At 64.4% G+C, this 19,195-nt stretch carries 13 protein-coding genes and 2 tRNA genes; 9 read left to right on the plus strand and 6 right to left on the minus strand.

Features of this window, described 5'->3' with window-relative positions:
- Nucleotides 1-128: 128 nt before the first annotated feature.
- The 7 genes from AX729_RS25920 (at nt 129) to AX729_RS25950 (ending at nt 7,742) form a co-directional block, all read left to right on the plus strand.
- Nucleotides 129-213, plus strand: a tRNA-Leu gene (locus AX729_RS25920).
- Between the two features lie 172 nt (nt 214-385).
- Complete coding sequence (tig, locus tag AX729_RS25925) at nt 386-1,747, plus strand: trigger factor (protein WP_061027019.1); 1,362 nt, start codon at nt 386-388, stop codon at nt 1,745-1,747.
- 276 nt (nt 1,748-2,023) lie between these two features.
- A complete protein-coding gene (locus AX729_RS25930) occupies nt 2,024-2,659 on the plus strand; it encodes an ATP-dependent Clp protease proteolytic subunit (protein ID WP_061027020.1) in 636 nt (211 codons plus the stop codon).
- Nucleotides 2,660-3,121: 462 nt separating this feature from the next.
- Nucleotides 3,122-4,393, plus strand: a complete 1,272-nt coding sequence (clpX, locus tag AX729_RS25935) for an ATP-dependent Clp protease ATP-binding subunit ClpX (RefSeq protein WP_061027021.1) — start codon at nt 3,122-3,124, stop codon at nt 4,391-4,393.
- Nucleotides 4,394-4,716: 323 nt separating this feature from the next.
- A complete protein-coding gene (gene lon, locus AX729_RS25940; RefSeq protein ID WP_061027066.1) occupies nt 4,717-7,140 on the plus strand; it encodes an endopeptidase La in 2,424 nt (807 codons plus the stop codon).
- 72 nt (nt 7,141-7,212) lie between these two features.
- Complete coding sequence (locus tag AX729_RS25945; RefSeq protein ID WP_061027022.1) at nt 7,213-7,617, plus strand: GFA family protein; 405 nt, start codon at nt 7,213-7,215, stop codon at nt 7,615-7,617.
- Between the two features lie 48 nt (nt 7,618-7,665).
- A tRNA-Val gene (locus AX729_RS25950) sits at nt 7,666-7,742 on the plus strand.
- 166 nt (nt 7,743-7,908) lie between these two features.
- Here AX729_RS25950 and AX729_RS25955 read toward each other — a convergent pair.
- Nucleotides 7,909-9,423, minus strand: coding sequence for an outer membrane protein (locus AX729_RS25955; RefSeq protein ID WP_061027023.1), 1,515 nt, complete (start codon nt 9,421-9,423; stop codon nt 7,909-7,911).
- 488 nt (nt 9,424-9,911) lie between these two features.
- On the opposite strand from AX729_RS25955, the gene AX729_RS25960 reads away from it, so the two are divergent.
- Nucleotides 9,912-10,772: a class I SAM-dependent methyltransferase gene (locus AX729_RS25960; RefSeq protein ID WP_061027068.1), complete on the plus strand. Its 861-nt coding sequence runs from the start codon at nt 9,912-9,914 to the stop codon at nt 10,770-10,772.
- A 159-nt stretch (nt 10,773-10,931) separates the two neighbouring features.
- On the opposite strand, the gene AX729_RS25965 is transcribed toward AX729_RS25960, so the two are convergent.
- From AX729_RS25965 to AX729_RS25985, 5 genes are read right to left on the minus strand one after another with little or no spacing between them, the layout of a single operon-like run.
- Nucleotides 10,932-11,897, minus strand: a complete 966-nt coding sequence (locus tag AX729_RS25965) for a cation diffusion facilitator family transporter (protein WP_061027024.1) — start codon at nt 11,895-11,897, stop codon at nt 10,932-10,934.
- A 2-nt stretch (nt 11,898-11,899) separates the two neighbouring features.
- A complete protein-coding gene (locus AX729_RS25970) occupies nt 11,900-15,118 on the minus strand; it encodes an efflux RND transporter permease subunit (RefSeq protein ID WP_061027025.1) in 3,219 nt (1,072 codons plus the stop codon).
- Nucleotides 15,111-16,097, minus strand: coding sequence for a divalent metal ion exporter adaptor subunit IhpB (ihpB, locus tag AX729_RS25975; RefSeq protein ID WP_061027026.1), 987 nt, complete (start codon nt 16,095-16,097; stop codon nt 15,111-15,113). The genes AX729_RS25970 and ihpB overlap by 8 nt, the downstream gene beginning before the upstream one ends.
- A complete protein-coding gene (gene ihpA / locus AX729_RS25980) occupies nt 16,094-17,368 on the minus strand; it encodes a divalent metal ion exporter subunit IhpA (RefSeq protein ID WP_061027027.1) in 1,275 nt (424 codons plus the stop codon). Before ihpA ends, ihpB begins: the two co-directional genes overlap by 4 nt.
- 55 nt (nt 17,369-17,423) lie before the next feature.
- Nucleotides 17,424-17,786 (minus strand): hypothetical protein, encoded by a 363-nt coding sequence (locus AX729_RS25985; protein ID WP_061027028.1) that lies wholly within the window; start codon nt 17,784-17,786, stop codon nt 17,424-17,426.
- A 464-nt stretch (nt 17,787-18,250) separates the two neighbouring features.
- Between AX729_RS25985 and AX729_RS25990 the strand changes: the two genes are divergently transcribed.
- A complete protein-coding gene (locus AX729_RS25990; protein WP_061027029.1) occupies nt 18,251-19,141 on the plus strand; it encodes a hypothetical protein in 891 nt (296 codons plus the stop codon).
- The last annotated feature ends 54 nt before the right edge of the window (nt 19,142-19,195 follow it).

The raw sequence follows: 19,195 nt of genomic DNA on the forward strand, positions 1-19,195 counted from the left end.
GATAAGTCCAGCCATCGTGCCCACTTGAAGCATGCCTCCAACCGGCCATTTTTTTGCTGCGAACAGTCAGGCACATGCTATAAGCCCGGCCGCCCGCGGCATCGCGGCCGGTCTTGATGCAAATTTACGCGGGCGTGGCGGAACTGGTAGACGCGCTGGATTTAGGTTCCAGTGACGAAAGTTGTGGGGGTTCGAGTCCCTCCGCCCGCACCAAGCGCTTATCGCGTTTGCACGGATTACGAGACCTGATTCCGCGCGGATGATCGTCCGTCGGAAGCCGGTCCGATGAAGCACCGGCGTCGAGGCGATTGCCTCGCGCCGGATCGATTAATGAGCGTCCCGACGCGCGACGTGCCGGGACCGAACGAGAAGAAGATTGGACGCCATGCAGGTCACAGAAACCCTCTCGGAAGGTTTGAAGCACGAGTTCAAGATCAGCGTTCCCGCGTCTGATCTCGATGCCAAGGCCGGCGCCAAGCTCGTCGACCTCAAGGACAAGGTCCGCATCAACGGCTTCCGTCCCGGCAAGGTGCCGGTGGCGCACCTCAAGAAGGTCTATGGCCGTTCGGTGATGGCCGAGACCATCGATCAGACCATCCGCGACACCAACACGCAGCTCTTCTCCGAGCGCGGTTTCCGCCTTGCGACCGAGCCGAAGATCACGATGCCGAGCGAGCAGGCCGAGGTCGAGGAACTGCTCTCCGGCAAGACCGATCTGACCTATACGGTCGCGATCGAAGTGGTGCCTTCGATTGCACTGGCCGACTTCAAGACCTTCCAGGTCGAGAAGCCCGTTGCCGACGTCACCGATTCCGACGTCGACGAGGCGATCAAGCGGATCGCCGATACCAATCGCGGCTATGCCGCGAAGGCCGAGGGCGAGAAGGCCGCCTCCGGCGACCGCGTCACCATCAACTTCAAGGGCAGCATCAACGGCGAAGTGTTCGAGGGTGGCACCGGCGAGGGCATCCAGGTCGTCATCGGCTCCAACACGTTCATTCCCGGCTTCGAGGAGCAGCTCATCGGCATCGGCGCGGGCGAGACCCGCACGCTGAAGGTGTCGTTCCCCAAGAACTACATGAACGACAAGCTGGCCGGCCAGCCGGCTGAGTTCGAGACCACCGCGACCCTGATCGAGGCGCCGCAGGACGTCGCGATCGACGACGAGTTCGCCAAGTCGCTCGGCCTGGAATCGCTCGACAAGCTGAAGGAGGCCGCACGCGAGCGGCTGACCGCCGAGTTCGCGACCGCGACGCGCCAGCGCGTCAAGCGCGCGCTGCTCGACCGCCTCGACGAGGCGCATCGCTTCGAGGCGCCGCCCTCGCTGGTCGATGAGGAGTTCAATCTGATGTGGAACTCGGTCAAGGCCGAGATGGATTCCGCCGGCAAGACCTTTGCCGACGAGAACACCACCGAAGACGCCGCCAAGGAAGAGTACCGCAAGATCGCCGATCGCCGCGTCCGGCTCGGTCTCGTGCTCTCCGAGATCGGCGAGAAGAACAAGATCACCGTGACCGACGACGAGGTCGGTCGCGCCGTGATCGAGCGCGCGCGCTCGATGCCCGGCCGCGAGAAGGAGGTCTGGGACTATTACCGCAGCAACGCCCAGGCCTTGGCCCAGCTTCGCGCACCGATCTATGAGGACAAGGTGGTCGACTTCATCCTCGAGCTCGCCAGCGTGACCGAGAAGAAGGTCTCGCGAGAGGATCTCTACAAGGACGACGACGCGGAAAAGACCGCAGCCTGAGGGGGTGCGACAGTCTTCCATTAAGGATGATCGGCGAACAGGCCCAGCTAGCCAGATGGCCGGCTGGGCCTGTTTGTGCGAATCAGCTTCAACTGCCCGACGGATTAAGCCTTAATGCGCTCCGCACTTGTCAGGAACGAATTGGGCTATATCTGTCGCTAAGCCTTCCAGCTCTACCAAGTTCCTGCATCACGGGACGTCCATCGCCATCCGGCAATCCAGCCCAGCTGGCAGCCACGTCCGGCGATGTCCGTCTCTCCAAACCCTAGGTGACTCATGCGCGATCCGGTTGAAACCTACATGAACCTCGTGCCCATGGTGGTCGAGCAGACCAACCGTGGCGAGCGCGCCTACGACATCTTCTCGCGCCTCCTGAAGGAGCGCATCATCTTCCTGACCGGCCCGGTCGAGGACGGCATGTCGACGCTGGTCGTCGCGCAGCTCCTGTTCCTTGAGGCGGAAAATCCGAAGAAGGAAATCTCGATGTACATCAATTCGCCGGGCGGCGTGGTGACGTCGGGCCTTGCGATCTACGACACCATGCAGTTCATCCGCCCGCCGGTCTCGACGCTGTGCACCGGGCAGGCGGCTTCGATGGGTTCGCTGCTGCTCTGCGCCGGCGAGAAGGACATGCGCTTCTCGCTGCCGAATGCGCGCATCATGGTCCACCAGCCCTCCGGCGGCTTCCAGGGCCAGGCCACCGACATCATGCTGCACGCTCAGGAAATCCTGAACCTGAAGAAGCGGCTCAACGAGATCTATGTGAAGCACACCGGCCAGACCTACAAGTCGATCGAGGATGCGCTGGAACGCGACAAGTTCCTGACCGCGAACGACGCCAAGGAGTTCGGCCTGGTCGACAAGGTCATCGACAAGCGCGCCGAGGAGCCGGCGGCGGCCAAAGCCCCGTAGCATTACTGGGGCGTAGCGGCGAACCCCGTGTTCGCCGTGGACCCGGCAGGGCAACGTTCACGTTGGGTGCGCACCGTGCGTCGCAAAAAGCGCGGCTTTGCGCCCTGCGACAGGCGGAAAGTTCCGCTTTCGTGCTGGTTTTTCGTGGCAGTCCAGCAACGCCGGGGTGATTTCGGTCACTTCTCTCGTGCCAAGACCGGAAATCACGGTATTGTCACGGGTAGCCGGCGGCGCCCGATTAGCGAATTCTTGATAGTCGGGTGACAGCATGGTTGGCTACGATTGATCGGCTATGATCGCGGAGAATCGAGCGACCGTGATTCGCACGGGATGTTTCGCACGGGATGTAATGCGTAGGGTCTTTTTTGGTACGGAATTTGCTCTACTTAAGCTTCATGCCGACCATCGTGTCGGAATGGAGCGATCGAGCGGAACGGGATCGAACCGCGGACGGAGACATGAATGAGTAAAGTCGGCACGAGCGACTCCAAGAACACGCTATATTGCTCGTTCTGCGGCAAGAGCCAGCACGAAGTCCGCAAACTGATCGCGGGTCCCACGGTCTTCATCTGCGACGAGTGCGTCGAGCTCTGCATGGACATCATCCGCGAGGAGAACAAATCCTCGCTGGTCAAGTCGCGCGACGGCATTCCGACGCCGAAGGAAATCTGCAAGGTGCTGGACGATTACGTGATCGGACAGAGCCATGCGAAGAAGGTCCTGTCGGTCGCGGTGCACAATCACTACAAGCGCCTCAACCACCAGACCAAGCACAACGACGTCGAGCTCGCGAAGTCGAACATCCTGCTGATCGGTCCGACCGGTTCGGGCAAGACGCTGCTCGCGCAGACGCTCGCCCGCATCCTGGACGTGCCGTTCACGATGGCTGATGCGACGACGCTGACCGAAGCCGGCTATGTCGGCGAGGACGTCGAGAACATCATCCTGAAGCTGCTCCAGGCCGCCGACTACAATGTCGAGCGCGCCCAGCGCGGCATCGTCTACATCGACGAAATCGACAAGATCAGCCGCAAGTCCGACAACCCCTCGATCACGCGTGACGTGTCGGGCGAGGGCGTCCAGCAGGCGCTGCTCAAGATCATGGAAGGCACGGTGGCTTCGGTCCCGCCGCAAGGCGGCCGCAAGCATCCGCAGCAGGAGTTCCTGCAAGTGGATACCACCAACATCCTGTTCATCTGCGGCGGCGCGTTCGCCGGTCTGGATAAGATCATCTCGGCACGCGGACGATCGACCTCGATCGGCTTCGGCGCCCAGGTGCTCGCGCCGGAGGACCGCCGTACCGGCGAGATCTTCCGTCATGTCGAACCCGAGGACCTCCTGAAGTACGGCCTCATCCCCGAATTCGTCGGCCGTCTGCCGGTCGTGGCGACGCTCGAGGACCTCGATGAGACCTCGCTGAAGAAGATCCTCACGGAGCCGAAGAACGCGCTGGTGAAACAGTACCAGCGGCTGTTCGAGATGGAGAACATCGAGCTGACCTTCGCCGACGAGGCGCTTGGCGCGGTCGCCCGCAAGGCGATCGAGCGCAAGACCGGCGCGCGCGGGTTGCGTTCGATCCTCGAGGCGATCCTGCTCGAGACCATGTTCGACCTGCCGGGCCTTGAAGGTGTGGAAGAGGTCGTGATTTCGCGAGAAGTCGTCGAAGGCACGGCGCGTCCGCTCTACATCTACGCCGATCGGTCTGATCGCGCGGTCGAGAACGCCAGCGCTTGATCTGACGGCGCTGGAACGCTCCAATCGTCCCCCACAAGGTGGGCTGCGGAACTGTATCTCCGCAGCCGGTGTTGCGTCGCTTTCCTGCGTGCGTAAGCGCCTGATGGCGCGCGTTTTTCAATGACTTGACACCCCCCGGGTCGATAGCCACCTAATGTCGGCGGCGAGCAGAAACTCTCTTCAAGATTCGCCTCAGTTCCGATCCGGCGAGCCGGTCCAACCCGCAAAAGGACCGACCGTCTTGCGGATCACCTCGGCACCTTGTGGCGGTTGCGCATGATCGGCGGGCTGCGTGCGAGGGGGCAAAGCAAAAGGAAAAGGCCATGACAAATCCCAAACCCCGGCCAACCATCGTCCATGGCGAAACGCACGCTTATCCCGTGCTGCCGCTGCGCGACATCGTCGTCTTCCCGCACATGATCGTGCCGCTCTTCGTCGGCCGCGAGAAGTCGATCCGCGCGCTCGAAGAGGTGATGAAGAACGACGCGCTGATCATGCTGGCGACGCAGAAGAACGCGTCCGACGATGATCCGGCGCCCGATGCCATTTACGAGACCGGGACGCTTGCCAGCGTGCTCCAGCTCTTGAAGCTTCCGGACGGCACCGTGAAGGTGCTTGTCGAAGGGCTCGAGCGCGCGCGCGTGGCAAAATACACCGACCGTGCCGACTATTACGAAGCGACTGCCGTTGCGCTCGCCGATACCGATGCGAAGTCGGTCGAGGCGGAGGCGCTGGCGCGCTCGGTCGTGTCCGACTTCGAGAGCTATGTGAAGCTCAACAAGAAGATCTCGGCGGAGGTCGTCGGCGTCGTGCAGGCGATCACCGACTTCGCCAAGCTCGCCGACACGGTTGCTTCGCATCTCGCGGTCAAGATCGCGGATCGTCAGGGCATCCTGGAGACGCTGTCCGTCACCACGCGCCTCGAGAAGGTGCTGGGCCTGATGGAAAGCGAGATCTCGGTGCTGCAGGTCGAGAAGCGCATCCGCTCGCGCGTCAAGCGCCAGATGGAGAAGACCCAGCGCGAGTATTACCTCAACGAGCAGATGAAGGCGATCCAGAAGGAACTCGGCGACGACGACGGTCGCGACGAGCTCGCCGATCTCGAAGAGAAGATCTCCAAGACCAAGCTCTCCAAGGAAGCGCGCGAGAAGGCGCAGCATGAATTGAAGAAGCTGCGCCAGATGTCGCCGATGTCCGCGGAAGCGACCGTCGTGCGCAACTATCTGGATTGGCTGCTCTCGATCCCGTGGAACAAGAAGTCCAAGGTGAAGAAGGATCTGGAGCAGGCGCAGGCCATCCTGGATTCCGATCACTACGGGCTCGAGAAGGTCAAGGAACGCATCGTCGAGTATCTCGCCGTGCAGTCGCGCGCCAACAAGCTGACGGGCCCGATCCTGTGCCTCGTCGGACCTCCCGGCGTCGGCAAGACCTCGCTCGGCAAGTCGATCGCGAAGGCGACGGGGCGCGAATTCGTGCGCGTCTCGCTCGGCGGCGTGCGCGACGAGGCCGAGATCCGCGGTCACCGCCGCACCTATATCGGCTCGATGCCCGGCAAGATCATCCAGTCGATGCGGAAGGCGAAGTCGTCCAATCCGCTGTTCCTGCTGGACGAGATCGACAAGATGGGCGCCGATTTCCGCGGCGATCCGTCCTCGGCGCTGCTCGAGGTCCTCGATCCCGAGCAGAACGGGACGTTCAACGACCACTATCTCGAGGTCGACTACGATCTGTCCAACGTGATGTTCATCACGACCGCGAATACGCTCAATATTCCGGGCCCGCTGATGGACCGCATGGAGATCATCCGGATCGCAGGCTACACCGAGAACGAGAAGGTCGAGATCTCGCGCAAGCACCTGATCCCGAACGCGGTGTCCAAGCACGGCTTGGAGTCGAAAGAGTTCTCGATCGACGACGACGCGCTGCTGCTCCTGATCCGCCGCTACACCCGCGAAGCGGGCGTGCGTAACCTGGAGCGTGAGCTCTCGACACTCGCCCGCAAGGCGGTGAAGGAGCTGATGATCTCCAAGAAGAAGTCGGTCAAGGTCACCGAGAAGACTCTGGAAGAGCTGCTCGGCGTGCCGAAGTACCGCTTCGGCGAGATCGAGAGCGAGCCGCAGGTCGGCATCGTCACCGGCCTTGCCTGGACCGATGTCGGCGGCGAGCTGCTGACCATCGAAGGCGTCATGATGCCCGGCAAGGGCAAGATGACGGTCACGGGCAATCTGCGCGACGTGATGAAGGAGTCGATCTCGGCGGCGGCGTCCTACGTCCGCTCGCGGGCGATCACCTACGGCATCGAGCCGCCGCTGTTCGACCGCCGCGATATCCACGTGCACGTGCCGGAGGGTGCGACGCCGAAGGACGGCCCGTCCGCGGGCGTCGCCATGGCCACCGCGATCATCTCGGTCATGACCGGCATCCCGGTCCGCCACGATGTCGCGATGACCGGCGAGATCACGCTGCGCGGCCGCGTGCTGCCGATCGGCGGTCTCAAGGAGAAGCTGCTGGCTGCGGCCCGCGGCGGCATCAAGACGGTGCTGATCCCCGAGGACAACGCCAAGGATCTCACGGAGATTTCCGATGCGATCAAGGGCGGCATGGAGATCATCCCGGTTTCGCGCCTCGACGACGTCATCGCCAAGGCGCTGGTGAGGAAGCCGGTGCCGATCGTCTGGGAAGAGGACACCAAGGTGACGGTGAAGCCGGACGGAGATGAAGCCGCCGGCGGCCTGACCGCTCACTGAGATCGCGGCTCAAAAGGATGATAGAACGGCGCCTTCGGGCGCCGTTTTTGTTTGGGGGAAGGGGAGGAGGCAATGCACATCGATGGGCAATGCCATTGCGGGAAAATCACCTTCGAGGCCGAGATCAATCCGGAGGAGGTCTCGGTGTGCCATTGCACCGATTGCCAAACGCTGACCGGTTCGCCGTTCCGCGTGACGGCCGTCTGTTCGAGAGCCGACGTGCGCCTGACCCGCGGCACGCCGAAAATCTACGGCAAACGCGGCGACAATGGCCTGATGCGTTTCCAGCACTTTTGCGCCGAATGCGGTTCTCCGCTGTTCACCAGTGGCGAGGGCGACCAGGCCTACGATTGGGGCATCCGCTGGGGCAGCATCCGCCAGCGCGACGCCTTGCGACCGGTGCGGCAGATCTGGTGCCAGTCGGCGGCGGTCTGGATCGACGCTGTGCCGCTGCTGCCGGGGAGGCCGCAGGATTGACGTTCGGCTCTTGCTCCGAGGGGGGCGGGAGGGCTAAAGAGGCGGCGAGGGCGGTTAGCTCAGCTGGTTAGAGCATCTCGTTTACACCGAGAGGGTCCGCGGTTCGAATCCGTGACCGCCCACCAGCCCTTCCTCCGAGCTCCGCTGGAGGGCGCATCGTTCATCAGATCGCTTCCCTGACGCGGATGGCACAGCGGCTTCCCTGCCAAGCGATGCGTCGCGAAGGCCGCGACGCAGAAAGCCCCGGAGGTACCGGGGCTTTGCCGCATCGATGGATCTGCTGTGAGGCGATTAGTACTTCGCCACGACGGGGCCTCCGCCCCAGTTGAAGCGATAGACCAGCTGGCTGCGAACCGTATGGACCCACTTCTCGGAGTCGATCGATGTTCCGATCGGCAGACCCGTTGCCCTGTCGCGTATGGCATTCGTCCCGACATCGAATTCAGAAAAACGATACTCTGTCTTCCAGAACAGGCCGGGCACAATCTTGAGAGCATACTCGTCGCCGGCGCCGATGAACCAGCCTCTGTAGGTACGCTTGTCCATGTAAACAGTGCTGGGAACACCAACCGGTACGGCATTCACCGTAAAATCCGTGCGGTCGAAATTGGCTTCGGTATAGCCGACAGAGAAATACGTCAGGAGGTTCGGGGTCGCCAACCAGCCGAGCCGCCCGCCGCCCGCCCATGCTGAGCTCATCTTCTCCTCGCCAACGATCCCGAAACGCGGGGGGCTGAGCTGGCCCTTGAGGCTGCTGAAATCATAATCGCCAAATGCGCCGACGACGAAGCCGGCGCCTGCTGCCGCAAACTGGTAGTCGCAGCCGCCCTGCACGGTGCCGAAAAAGCCGCGGCCGCCTGTCGTCGCCGTATCGCTAAACCGGGTTCTGGGAGGACCGTCGAGGTAAGTCGTGTTGTCCTGATTCCAGAGTCCATAGCCGCCGCCACCACCAACGTAGCAGCCCGTCCAGTTCGTCGCCGGCGCAGGCGCCGGTGGGGCCTTCAGATAAGTCTGGGCCGCCACATCCGCGGACGGGCCGCCCGTGTTGAAACGATAGACCAGCTCGCTGCGAACGGTGTGGACGAACTTCTTGGAGTCCTCCGAGAAGCCGGTCGGCAATCCGGTTGCCGTGTCCCTGATCGGATTGGTCCCGACGTCGAACTCCGAGAACCGGTATTCGGTCTTCCAGAACAGGCCGGGGAGGATGCCCAGCGCATATTCGGCGCCGGAACCGATGAACCAGCCCTGGTAGGTTTGCTTGTCCAGATAGCGTCCGGCCGCTACTCCGAGCGGCGGAAAGTTCAAGGTGAAGTCCGTGCGGTCGAAGGTTGCCTCCGTGTAGCCCGCCGAGACATAGGTCAGCAGGTTAGGCGTCGCCACCCAGCCGAGACGGCCACCGACGCCCCATGCCGAACTCATCTTTTCGTCACCAACCATCGAGAAGCCGGAGGGGACCAATCTTCCGGAGAGACTGGCGAAATCGTAATCGCCAAAAGCTCCGATCACGAAGCGCTCGCCGGCCGCCGCGAACTGATAGTCACATCCCGCCTGCACCGTTCCGAAGTAGCCGCGACCCCCGGTGGTGATCGTATCGAAGTTCTGAAAGCGGGGCGGGCCGTCGACATAAGTCGAATTTTCCTGATTCCACATACCGTAGCCGCCACCGCCTGCGACGTAGCAACCGGTCCAATTGACCACGGCCGTGGCGACCGCCGGTGCTTTGGAATATTTGCGCGGCAGGTCGGCCGCAAATGCTGATCCGGAAAATGCTGCCAATGCCGCCAGAGCGGACGCAACCTGCTTCATTCCAATATTCCCATTCCACCAAACCGCGACCAAGCGACCGCACGCCAGTCAAGGTCGACTCCTCAGGACAAACATACGAAGTTTGATCTAGAATGCTGTTGCAGGGGGGCTACAATCGCAGAAACTGTGTTGCTCGCATGCGCCTACCAGGCCGCGAATCTGGCTTTTCGCGACATCGCTCTTCCGCCCTAAACGGGCGCAAGCAGTGCTTGCGAGCGTTCACGTCAACGAGACCAGATGGACGTTCAGAGGAATGTCTTTAGCCCCCGAGGGGTGTGACGGTCCGAAATGTGCTGGCAGGATGACGCAGCGCCTCAGCATGGTTGGATAGTCGGTCTCGATTGGGGGCGGTTTTTGACCGGCCGCCAGGCACGACGCGGCAATCCGTCGCGACCTCATGACGCTCTCGCTCGTGCTTGGCGTGGTCGATCTCGGCTTTTCGACCGAACTGACTTCTATGATACGAGCAAGGGATGATGGAGCCCCGCATGCAACAACCCGCCGGACACGCAGAGAACGCCGACCAGATCGCCTATTGGAACGGCCCGAGCGGGCAGCGCTGGGCCGATCGCCATGCTGTTCAGGAGACGTTGCTCGGACCGATCGCCGATGTCTTGATTGATCGGGCAGAACCGAAGCCGGGCGAGCGTGTGATCGATGTCGGTTGCGGGTCCGGTGCGACGACGGTCGCCTTCGCAAAAGCGGTGGCGCCTGATGGCTTCGCGCTCGGCCTCGATGTCTCCGAGCCGATGCTGTCGCAGGCGCGCGCGTTTGCGCCGAAGGGCTTGCCGCTCGATTTCGTGCTGGCGGATGCGACCGTGCATCCGTTCGAGCCGGCGAGCTTTGATCTGCTGGCCTCCCGCTTCGGCGTGATGTTCTTCGCCGATCCCATTGCGTCCTTCACCAACCTCCGCCGTGCGCTGAAGCCGACCGGGCGGCTTGCCTTCGCCTGCTGGCGCGAGCCGAAGGAGAACCCGTGGATGATGGCGCCGCTGATGGCGGTCTACAAGCACGTGCCGAAAATGCCGCCGGTCGGGCCGGAGGAGCCGGGTCCGTTCGCTTTCGCCGCGGAGGAGCGCGTGATGCGCATCCTGAAGGGCGCAGGTTTCACCGACGTGGCGATGGAGTCGCACAACCTTCCGATGGATATCGCAATCGGCGGCGGGCTCGATGCCGCGGTCGAAGGCTCGCTCCAGATCGGCCCCGCCAGTCGCGCGCTGCAGGGCCATCCGCCGGAAACATATGAAGCCGCCAAAGCCTCGATCCGCGAGACGCTCGCGCCGTTCCTGAAGGGGCAGAGCGTCGAGTTGCAGGGTGCGATCTGGATCGTGACGGCGAAGGCGAGGTAGGGCGCGGCGTTCTCTCCACGCCCGTCATTGCGAGGAGCCCGCGACAAAATTGCGAAGCAATTTGGCGCTGGCGACGAAGCAATCCAGAGGCTTTCTGCGGAAGGATTCTGGATTGCTTCGCTGCGCTCGCAATGACGACGTGGATGGATTTCGTTTATCCTACACCACATCATCCGGTGCCAGCGCGCAGCCATTGTCGGGATGCGTCTCGACCTGGAGCGTGGCGTGGCCGATGCGGAAGGATGTCTTCAGCAGCTGCGCCGTCTCCATCAGGAACGCATCGCCTGCGCCTGTGGGTATGACGAGGTGGCAGGTCAGCGCCGTCTCGGTGGTCGAGATCGGCCAGACGTGGAGATCGTGGATCCCCGAGACGCCGGGACGCGCGAGCAAGAACGCCCTGATCGCGGCGAGGTCGGTGCCTTTGGGCGCCGCTGCCATCGACATGTCGATGGAGCCGCGCAGCAGGCTGGTGGTGCTCCAGAGGATGGTGGCGCAGATGACGAGGCTGGTGATGGGATCGAGCCAGAGCCAGCCCGTCCAGATGATCAGCGCCGCCGAGACCACGACGCCGAGCGAGACCGCGGCGTCGGCCGCCATGTGCAGGTAGGCGCCTTCGATGTTGATGTCGTCCTTGCGTCCGCTCGCAAACAGGAGGGCGGTAAATCCGTTGATGAGGATGCCGATGCCGGCGACCACCATCACCGTAACCCCTGCGACCGGCTCCGGCTGCTGCAGGCGCAGGATCGCCTCCCAGCCGATCGCGCCGGTGGCGACCAGCAGGAACACCGCGTTCGCAAGTGCCGCAAGAATCGTGGAGGCGCGCAGGCCGTAGGTGAAGCGGCCGCTCGGGGCCCGGCGCGCTGCGATCGAGGCGCCCCAGGCCACCACCAAGCCGAGCACGTCGGAAAGATTGTGACCGGCGTCCGCGAGCAGGGCGGTGGAGTTGCCGATATAGCCGTAGATTGCCTCGGCCACGACCAGCGCGGTGTTGAGCGAAATCCCGATCGCGAACGCCTTGCCGAAACTGGCGGGCGCATGGACATGGACATGGGCGTGGGCGTGGCCATGCTCATGAGCATGGTCGCCATGATCGTGGTGGTGATGACCGTGATCGTGACTGCCCAAGCCTAGCGCTCCCCGGAACCCGCCAAATCGGCCGCCATTGTAGGCGCTTCGGTGACTTCGTCACGGCGGAACAGCACGTAGAGCGCCGGCAGCACCAAGAGCGTCAGCATGGTCGAGGAGATGATGCCTCCGATCACCACGGTCGCAAGCGGCCGCTGCACCTCGGCGCCGGCGCCGGTGGCCAGCGCCATCGGCACGAAGCCGAGGGAAGCGACGAGGGCCGTCATCAGCACGGGCCGCAGCCGCGTCAGCGCGCCTTCGCGGACCGCGTCCACGACGGATTGCCCTTCGCTGCGCAGACGCTCGATGAAGGCGATGATGACGAGGCCGTTGAGCACGGCCACGCCCGATAGCGCGATGAAGCCGACGCCGGCGCTGATCGACAAGGGAATGTCGCGCAGCAGCAGCGCCGCGACACCGCCGGTCAGCGCCAGCGGCACCCCGGAAAACACCAGCGCCGCATCCGCCGCCGATCCCATGCCCATGAACAGCAGCAGGAACACCAGCAGCAGCGCCACCGGGACGACGATCGTCAGCCGCTTCGTCGCGGAGACCAACTGCTCGAATTGTCCGCCCCAGCCGATGAAGTAGCCGGGCGGCAGCTTGACCTTCTCGGCGACGGCCGCTTCCGCCTCGCTCACGAAGGAGCCGAGGTCGCGCGCGCGGACATTGGCGGTGACGACGATGCGCCGCTTGCCGTTCTCCCGGCTGATCTGGTTGGGGCCTGGAGTCGCATCGACGGTTGCGACCGACGACAGCGGCACATAGCGGATCTGGGTGAGGGGATAGGCGGATAGGGCCGGTCGAATGGCAGAGCCGGAGCCGGCTTCCTCGCCGGGTGGCAGTGGAATCGGGATGGCCCGGATCGCTTCCAGATTGCCGCGCAGATGCTCGGGCAGGCGCACGACGATCTCGAAGCGGCGGTCGCCCTCGAACAGCTTGCCGGCCGACTTGCCGCCGACCGCGATCTCGACGATGCCCTGCACCTCGGCGACGCTCAGGCCATAACGCGCGAGCGCCTGGCGGTCCAGGCGCACCGTGAGGATCGGCAGGCCCGCGACCTGCTCGATCTTGACGTCGCTGGCGCCGCGGATGCCGCGGATCGCGGCCTCCACCTGCTTCGCGGCGCCTTGCAGGATGTCGAGATCGTCCCCGAAGATCTTGACGCCGATGTCGGTGCGCACCCCCGAGATCAGCTCGTTGACGCGGAACTGGATCGGCTGGGAGATTTCATAGGCGCTGCCGGGAATGTCGTCGGCGGCATGCTCGATCGCCTCGATCACCTCCGATTTCGTCTTGTCCGGGTCGGGCCATTCCGCACGCGGCTTGAGCATGACGTAGCCGTCGGTCTGCGCCGGCGACATCGGGTCGGTGGCGATCTCCGCGGTGCCGATGCGGGTGAAGAATTCCTTCACCTCGGGAATCTGCATGACACGCTTTTCCAGCGCCTTCTGCAGGTCCAGCGACTGGGTGAGGCTGGTGCCGGGAATTCGGATCGAGGCCAGCGCAACGTCGCCTTCGTCGAGGCTCGGAATGAACTCGCCGCCCATGCGCGCGGCGGCGATGCCGCTTGCAACCACGATGACGACAGCCATGATGGCGACCGCGCCTCGGTTGTCGATCGCAAAGCGGAGCAGGGGGAGGTAGCCGCGCTTCGCCAAACGCATGAACAGGTTTTCGTGCTCGGACACCTTGCCGGTGACGAAGATGGCGACCGCCGCCGGTACGAACGTGATCGAGAACAGCACGGCCGCGCCGAGCGCCATCAGCACCGTCAGCGCCATCGGCGTGAACATCTTGCCTTCGACCCCCGTCAGCGTCAGCACCGGCAGGTAAACCACCGCGATGATCAGCGTTCCGAACAGGCTCGGCTTGATGACCTCGCTCGACCCGCGCAGGATCGCGCCCAGTCGTTCGGAGGTCGTCAGCAGCCCGCCTTTTTCGCGCTGGGCCACGGCCAGCACACGGAGGCAGTTCTCGACGATGATCACGGCACCGTCGACGATGATGCCGAAATCGATGGCGCCCAGGCTCATCAGGTTGGCGCTGACCTTGGTCTCGACCATGCCGGTGATGGTCATGGCCATGGACAAGGGGATGACGCAGGCCGTGACCAGTGCGGCACGGATGTTTCCGAGGATCAGGAACAGCACGGCTACGACCAGCGCCGCGCCTTCCAGGAGGTTGTTCTGCACCGTGCGGATGGTGGCTTCGACCAGGTGGGTGCGGTCGTAGACGGTTCGCGTCACGACGCCTTCGGGCAGCGATTTGGCGATCTCCTCGAGACGGGCTGCGACGCGGCGGGCCACGGTGCGGCTGTTCTCGCCGATCAGCAGCATGGCGGTGCCGAGCACCGTCTCCTCGCCGTTCCACGTCGCAGCGCCCGTGCGCAGATCGCGGCCTTCAGTCACGGTCGCGACGTCCCTGATCCTGACGGGATTGCCGCCGCGCGCGCCGATCACGATGTCCTGGATTTCGGCGATGTTGCCGACCTGCCCCGGCGAGCGCACCAGATATTGCTCGCCATTGCGCTCGATATAGCCGGCACCGACATTGGCGTTGTTGGCGGCAAGTGCCGTCATGACGTCGCGAAAGCCGAGCCGGTAGGCCATCAGCTTGCCGGGGTCCGGCAGCACGTGGAATTGCCGTTCGAAGCCGCCGATGGTGTTGACCTCGATCACCCCCGGCACGTTACGAAGCTGCGGCCGGATGATCCAGTCCTGCACGGTGCGCAAGTCCGTCAGCGAATAGTCGTGGCCGGCTTGCGTCTTCGCACCTGCCTTGGCCTCGACGGTGTACATGAAGATTTCGCCAAGCCCGGTCGAGACCGGACCCATCGCGACCTCGACGCCGGCCGGAAGCTGGTCCTTCACCTGCTGGATGCGTTCGCCCACGAGCTGGCGGGCGAAATAGATGTCAGTGCCGTCCTTGAAGACGATGGTCACCTGGCTGAGGCCGTAGCGCGACAGTGAGCGGGTATAGTCGAGCTGCGGCAGCCCGCTCATGGCGGTCTCGACCGGGAAGGTGATGCGCTGCTCCGTCTCGAGCGGCGAATAGCCGGGCGCGCGGGTGTTGATCTGGACCTGGACGTTGGTGATGTCGGGCACGGCGTCGATCGGCAGGCGCTGGAAATTCCAGGCGCCGAAGGCGACGGCGCCGAGCGCAAGCAGGAGGACCAGCCAGCGCTGATGCAGCGAGGCGGCGATGAGGCGCTCAATCATGCTCGGCCTCGCCCTTGCCCATCTCCGCCTTCACGACAAAGCTGTTCTCGGCGACATAATGCTCGCCGGCGGCGAGCCCAGCCTTGATTTCGACGAACCTCGGATCGGAATCGCCGAGTTCGACCGGGCGCGCCTCGATCTTGTCGCCGTCCTCGCGGACGAACACGATGGTCCTGTTCTCCAGCGTCTGGATCGCGCTGCGGCGCACGGCGACCGCGACGTTGCGCGCGGCGAGGATCAGCCGCGCCGTGACGAACAGACCGGGACGCAGGCGGCCATCGGTGTTGGGCAGCACCACGCGCGCCAGCGCGGTCTGGGTCTCGCTCGAGCCGATCGGCGCCATGTAGGAGATCTTGCCCTTGATCTCGCCGCGGCCGTCGTCGGGATCGATCAGCACCTCGTCGTTGAGGCGGACGCGCCTCAAGTCCTGCCGGTAGATCGACAGATCGACCCAGATGGTGGAGAGGTCGGCGACGACGAAGGCCGGCTTCTGCTCGGAGGCATATTCGCCGAGCGAGATCTGCCGCTCGATGATGGTGCCGGCGAACGGCGCCTTGAGCTCGTAGACGGTGAGGCTCTGGTTGCTTTCGATGGTGGCGAGCAGATCGTCCTTGGCGACCTTGTCGCCGATGCGCTTCAGGATGGATCTGACCACGCCCGGAAAGCGCGGGGTCACCTGCACCACGGCCTCCTGGTTGGCGCGCAGGATGCCGTTGAAAGCGAGGGTGTCGGTCAGCGTGGCGCCCGCGGCTTCGGCCAGCGTGACGCCTGCGGCCGCGAGCTTGACGTCGGAGATGCGGATGCGGTCGGCGCCGTGCTCGTCCTGCTCGACGCGGTCGTTTGGCTTCTTGTGTTCGGAATGCTCACTATGCTCGGCATGCTCGGTGTGCGCGAGCTTGCCAGGTGCGAGCAGGGAATAACCGTAAGCGCCGAGTGCGGCCGCGATAATAGCCACGACGATGGTCGACGACGTCTTCATCGCGTGCTCTCCCGGGCCAGCGCAAAGGGATTGCCGACGAGGCCCTCGATGATGGCCACGCCCGCATGGAAAGTCTGCAGCGCCTCCTGCTCCCGCAGTCGCGCCTGGGTGACGCTGGCCTGGGCGTCGAGCACCTCGAGCAGGGTGAACCGGCCCTGGCCGTAGCCTTGCGAGATCGCCTCCGACGCTTCAACGGCCTTGGGGATCGCGGTCTCGCGCAAGACCGCGAGCTCGCGCAGCGAGCCTTGCACCGAGTCGTAAGCGCGGCCTGCGATCACGATCAGCGCGTTGCGGTTGGCCTCACGCTCGGCCTTGGTTTTGGCGAGGCTTTCCTGCGCCGAAAGGATGTTGCCCTGGTTCCGGTCGAACACGGGGATGGGCACCGAGAGGGTGAAGCGTACGGCATCGTCGCTGGTTTCGTTGTAATGACGCCAGCCGGCGGCGATCCGCACGTCGGGATAAGGCCTGAGCCGCGCCAGCAGCAGCTCGGCATTGCGCTGGGCAAAGACGGCGGTCCAGCGCACCAGTTGCGGATTGGCGTCGATGGCGGCGACGACGGCCTGGAACGAGGGCGGTCGTCCGGTCGTGTCGAGCCGGCCGGAGACATCGCCGAATTTCATGGCAGGGTCGCCCATGAGCACCGCGAGCTCGCGCCGGGCGCTGGCCAGCGTCGCCTTGAGGCGCTCGCGGTCGGCCTTGACCAGGGCGGAGGCGACCTCGGCGCGGCCGGTCTCGGCCGGAGAGGAGGCGCCCGCCTCGACCCGGCGGCGCAGGAGCGGCGTCAGGCGGTCGATCGCGGCGATCTGCTCGTCGAGGATCTGGATGCGCCGCTGCGCGCCGAGCACGCTGAGGAAGGCGATTGCTGTCTCCGACAGCACCTCCAGCCTGACGGCGCTGCGCTGGATCGCGGCGACCTCGATGCCGGCCTGCCCCGCGGCGATCCGGGCATCGCGCTTGCCGAACAGCTCGAAGGCCTGGCTGATCTGGAGCGTGGTCTCGGCGGATCGCGTTCCGCGATATTTGCCGGAGCCAAAGGAATCGTCCTGTTCGTAGGTCAGTTCCGGATTGAGCAGGGCGCCGGCCTGGATGCGCTGACCGGTGGCGATGCCGACGTCGCGCTCCGCCGCCGTCAGCCGCGGGCTCGCAGCCAGCGCGCGGGACAACGCGCTCCGCATCGTCAAGGTCTGGGCCTGCGACGGAGCCAGCACCACGCCGGCAATCAGACACGCCGCCGCGCACGCAAGGCGCGCGGCCATTCTCCTGCAAAACATGAAACCGACCTGTGAACGATGAACTCAATGGGCGCCGGACGCCCGACCAATCCGTTCAGGCAATCTGTTTTGGAGGCGGGGAGTCGGTATCCAGGACAATACCGGCGAGCCGGAGCGCCTGTTGCGGGCTCGCCGCGGAGGCAAGCGCGACCAATGCGGTCAACGGCGCCGGCTGCGTTACTGCCAGCGAGAAGCAGCCATGGCAGTGATGGCTGCCGATGCTCTTGTGGTCGCTGTGCCCTGCGGGGGCATCGAGCACCGAAGCTATCTCCGAGCCGCCGCCCGGCGTGGTGACGTCTATGTCGTGCGAACCGTGCAGCGTGCTTGCGAGCAAATAGACGGCCGCGAGCAGCACGGACAGCAGCCCGCGCCAGTCGCGTGAGCGGCAGGTTCCTGAGGGCTGGCGGTTTGCTAGCACGACGTCACTCTGGTTGCGGTCTGTGCCCGGCCTAGCATGGGGGCGGGAACAGTGTCGACCCGCAACATTGTTACGTCACCGGAACAATTGCCGCAGTGCGTCGCCTCTTACTGGTGGGTCACGACGCGCCGATCTGAGGTCATGGTTTTGATGGCAGCCGTGCGGGCCTCGTTACGATAGGGCACGGAGGCAAAGCCGCTCGCAACGCGAAAGGCCCCAGCCGGGCTGACCGGCTGAGGCCTTCGTGCTCACACTCTCTATCCTTGGGACTTGAGCAGGTAACCCGCATCTCCCCCGTTCGTTCCCGACGATCACGCAAATTAGGAACGTTCATCATGCCTCGCGATTAGCGACAAGACGAAACCGAGGAGGACGGACAATGGACGGACTGATTTATCTGATTGGCTTGATCGTCGTCATCATGGCGATCCTGTCGTTCTTCGGCCTGCGCTGAGAGCGCCGCGATGACGATCGAGACTCTGATGCGCGAAGAGATCATTGAAGGCGGGCTGGACGGTGATGCTCCCCGAAGCATCCAGTGGAGTTCGGTGTTCGCAGGTGCGCTTGCCGCGGGCGCGATGTCGTTCATCCTGCTTGGCTTCGGTGTTGCCGTCGGCCTTGGTGTCAGCTCGGCCTCACCGACCTGGCGCGATGCCTCGTCTGCACTGGCGCTGCTTTCCGGACTGTATCTGATCATCCAGGCGGTCATCAGCTTCGGCTTCGGCGGTTACATCGCCGGACGGACGACGCGGCCGGCACCTGCACTGGTGACGATCGAGGACGACGGCGAGCGGCGGGACGGGCTTCACGGGCTGACCGCCTGGGCGCTGGCGGTGCTGACCGGCGCAGCTCTGCTCGCGCTTCTCGGCGCATCGGCGGTTGACCGTTCGCCGTTGCGCAGCTCGGCCAGCAACACGTCCGCGGCCGAGCCCCTGCTGAGCTATGAGCTCGACAAGCTGTTCCGCGCGCCGCGGCGTCCGCCCAACCCGGACCTTCGCGAACCGCGCGCCGAAGCGGGACGCATCCTGATGACGTCGTCCAGCCACAGCGGCGTCACCACCGACGACAGGGCCTATCTCGTGCAGCAGGTGGCCGCGCTCACGGGTCTTGCGGCGGCCGATTCCGAAAAACGGGTCGATGCGCTGATCGCGGAGTCCAAGACGGCCATCAACCGTGCGCGACGCAACTCGATCATCGTGGCGTTCTCGGTTGCGGCTGCAACCCTCATCGGTGCCGCCGTCGCCTGGGCCGCCGCGGTCGCCGGCGGGCGACACCGCGATGGCGAACCGTTGCCGAACTGGATGGCGAGTTCAAACCGCTTCCATCGTACTCCGCGCGCGATGCCGGTGCCGTAGTCTCAACGCAAATGGCCGGGCGTGAGCCCGGCCATTTCGATCGACGACGGTGGG

It is taken from the genome of Bradyrhizobium sp. CCH5-F6, from assembly GCF_001556045.1.
GTDB lineage: Bacteria > Pseudomonadota > Alphaproteobacteria > Rhizobiales > Xanthobacteraceae > Bradyrhizobium.

What these genes read in the sequence shown, in the direction of transcription:
- tig (WP_061027019.1), top strand. Translation starts at nt 386, where the DNA reads ATGCAGGTCACAGAAACCCTCTCGGAAGGTTTGAAGCACGAGTTCAAG.
- AX729_RS25930 (WP_061027020.1), top strand. Translation starts at nt 2,024, where the DNA reads ATGCGCGATCCGGTTGAAACCTACATGAACCTCGTGCCCATGGTGGTC.
- clpX (WP_061027021.1), top strand. Translation starts at nt 3,122, where the DNA reads ATGAGTAAAGTCGGCACGAGCGACTCCAAGAACACGCTATATTGCTCG.
- lon (WP_061027066.1), top strand. Translation starts at nt 4,717, where the DNA reads ATGACAAATCCCAAACCCCGGCCAACCATCGTCCATGGCGAAACGCAC.
- AX729_RS25945 (WP_061027022.1), top strand. Translation starts at nt 7,213, where the DNA reads ATGCACATCGATGGGCAATGCCATTGCGGGAAAATCACCTTCGAGGCC.
- AX729_RS25955 (WP_061027023.1), bottom strand. Translation starts at nt 9,423, where the DNA reads ATGAAGCAGGTTGCGTCCGCTCTGGCGGCATTGGCAGCATTTTCCGGA.
- AX729_RS25960 (WP_061027068.1), top strand. Translation starts at nt 9,912, where the DNA reads ATGCAACAACCCGCCGGACACGCAGAGAACGCCGACCAGATCGCCTAT.
- AX729_RS25970 (WP_061027025.1), bottom strand. Translation starts at nt 15,118, where the DNA reads ATGATTGAGCGCCTCATCGCCGCCTCGCTGCATCAGCGCTGGCTGGTC.
- ihpB (WP_061027026.1), bottom strand. Translation starts at nt 16,097, where the DNA reads ATGAAGACGTCGTCGACCATCGTCGTGGCTATTATCGCGGCCGCACTC.
- ihpA (WP_061027027.1), bottom strand. Translation starts at nt 17,368, where the DNA reads ATGTTTTGCAGGAGAATGGCCGCGCGCCTTGCGTGCGCGGCGGCGTGT.
- AX729_RS25990 (WP_061027029.1), top strand. Translation starts at nt 18,251, where the DNA reads ATGACGATCGAGACTCTGATGCGCGAAGAGATCATTGAAGGCGGGCTG.